Annotated in this window: 2 protein-coding genes; one reads left to right on the top strand and one right to left on the bottom strand. The window is 60.8% G+C overall.

Annotation, left to right across the window (positions count from 1 at the left end; genetic code table 11):
- Positions 1-404, bottom strand: a 404-nt coding sequence (locus tag ACN269_RS34115; RefSeq protein ID WP_421477378.1) for a hypothetical protein, incomplete at its 3' end; no start/stop codon positions are given.
- Positions 405-899: 495 nt separating this feature from the next.
- Between ACN269_RS34115 and ACN269_RS34110 the strand changes: the two genes are divergently transcribed.
- On the top strand, positions 900-2,331 hold a 1,432-nt coding region (locus tag ACN269_RS34110; protein WP_421477376.1), incomplete at its 3' end, for a PE-PPE domain-containing protein.

Raw genomic sequence — 2,331 nt, 5'->3', positions numbered from 1 at the left:
ACGGTTACGGCCGCGTGGGCGTTCTGCGCACTCACCAATGCTACTGCGCCAAGGCCCACCGCGATCACAAGATCACCGGCCAAGGAGATCGCCGTGGGAACTGCGGACCAACCAAATCGGTGATCGAGGGCGCTTACCACAAGTTGAGCCGCCCATAACAAAAACACACCACCGGCAATGATCCGTTGCGCTGATCGGGTCTCGACCGCCGGCATGCGCCGCTCAAGCGCCGCCGGGTTGGTGCGCAGGAGGTAACTGCTAGTAATACTTCCCGAGATTCCGACCACCGCTATGAAGGCCCATGCTTGCCAGTAGTTTAATGTGCCGGCTGGCGCAAATAGCAACAGAGCAAATGCCACGGCTCCTAGGAGGCCCGACATTAGCAATTGAGAAATAATTTTCATTGAGTTCCCCTTAGGCCGAGTGGCGATGCCCCAGCTTGGAGCGTACATCGCGCATGTCGGGGTGTCAGGGGATTTACGCACTCGACGGATGCTATTGCTAAGGGCCATTTATCACCGCAGGAACTCTGGAGGCCTACGGCTGCCTGGCGAGCAGGCATGGCCCAAAGAGCCACAGGCGAGGGGGTGCGGACCTTTTGCGCCTCGACGTGGTCGCGTGAAAGAGCCCCGGGGAACGTCCTGAACGGGCCTTGCCACCGTCGCGCCCACCACCGGCCGCTCAACATAGATCACTGCGCATCTCGCACAGTTGTTTGCCGAGCTTCATTAAGAAGACGTGACGCATTTTGTGCTATTGGTCACAATTTTGCGTGTCGCGGGTCTAGGCTGCCCCTAGCGGCAAACGTTTCACGCGGCACTGGGGGGTTAGCAGCAGATGACTCCATTGGCGTGCTTTGTGGACAAGGGCCGATCGCTCAGTTGACCAAGGAGCAACAAATGAAAGCTCTCATCGCCACCCCGCCACTCCTATTCGCAGTCGCTCTGGGGATGAGCCCGCTATACGCACCGTCAGGCGCCGAAGTCACCCAACTGGCCGCACCGTCGGTCGTGGACTACCGGCCGGCTGCGACGGTGTTGACTCTGGAAGGGACCGGATTTCCTGGCGTAAACCCGTTTTGGAACAATTCGGTGCAAGGCCCGCTGTGCCAGACTGCGGATACCTGCACTGCCGTGGACTATCAATCTTGGAACCCGATAATCCCGCTAGCCATCATTGACGGTGTACACGCGCTCGACGAGGCTCTCAACAACGCGAATGGCGAGAAGATCGTGCTCGGCTACTCCTTGGGCGCCCTTGTCGTTGAGATGTGGCTCGCCAAGAACGTCGACAATCCCAGTGTTCCAGACCCCGGCGAAACCACGTTCGTCACGATGGGGAACCCGCTCAACGCACGTGGCGGCATTCTCCAGCCGATTGGGCGGTTGCTGCCAGAATCCCAGTACCAGCGCATCGAAGTGATCCGGCAGTACGACATGCTTGCCGATGGTCAATTCAACCCCCTCAACCTTGCCACCCTGGCCAACGCTGTAGCGGGATTCCTGTTCGTCCATCTCGATTATTCGGAGGTCGACATCGATGACCCCGGCAACGTGACGTGGACCGAAGGCAACATCACGTACGTATTCGTGCCAACGCCGAATGTGCCACTGTTGGAGCCGCTGCGCTTACTTGGGTTCGACGAGCTGGCCGACCAGCTGAACGAGCCGATCAAGAAGATTATCGAGGCGGGCTACTACAGGGCTCCTGAGGTCGAAGCGGCTATGGCGGTCGATGAAGCTGTCGAATCCGATGTAGCTGTCGAATCGGTTGACGGGGAGGCGTCTTCCGAGCAGATGGGTGAGCCAGGCCCGATGAGGGCTGTGTGGCAAGCGACGCGGCACGATGTTGAGCCAGAGATGCGTCTGGAGGCTGCGCTGGAGACGCGCCTGGACGCGGTGCAGGAGAAGGCTGAGGAGGTAGCCCAACCGGCTGCGAACGCGGTCCAACTCGACCCCAACGACCTTGCGGCCCAACCTGAGTTACCCTCCACGACGGACCCGGTCTCCGGTGGAGCGGAGCTCAAGGCGGCCGCCGAAGGCCCGACGTGGTCGCTGAAGCACAAGGCGCCGTCCGATACCGAATTGAGTGCGGGCGAGGTCGAAGACCGTGAGCTCGGCAAGAAGAAGACGGCGTCGCCTGCTAAGAGGGCTGGCTCGACGAAGCCCGTGCGGGACCGGATCCGTTCCGCTGTCGCGAAGGTTAGAGACAGCGCCAAGTACAGCCCCACAACCGTTGCGAAAGACAAGTCGGATGTCAACCGCAACTCCAGTGCGGACGCCAACGAAGCAGGCGGGGCCAACGGTGGTGGCGCAGGCGGCGCCACCGGTG

This window comes from Micromonospora sp. WMMD736, assembly GCF_049179015.1.
GTDB lineage: Bacteria > Actinomycetota > Actinomycetes > Mycobacteriales > Micromonosporaceae > Micromonospora.
Note: the sequence above shows the minus strand (reverse complement) of the source record. Positions and strands in the feature narration are given on the sequence as shown.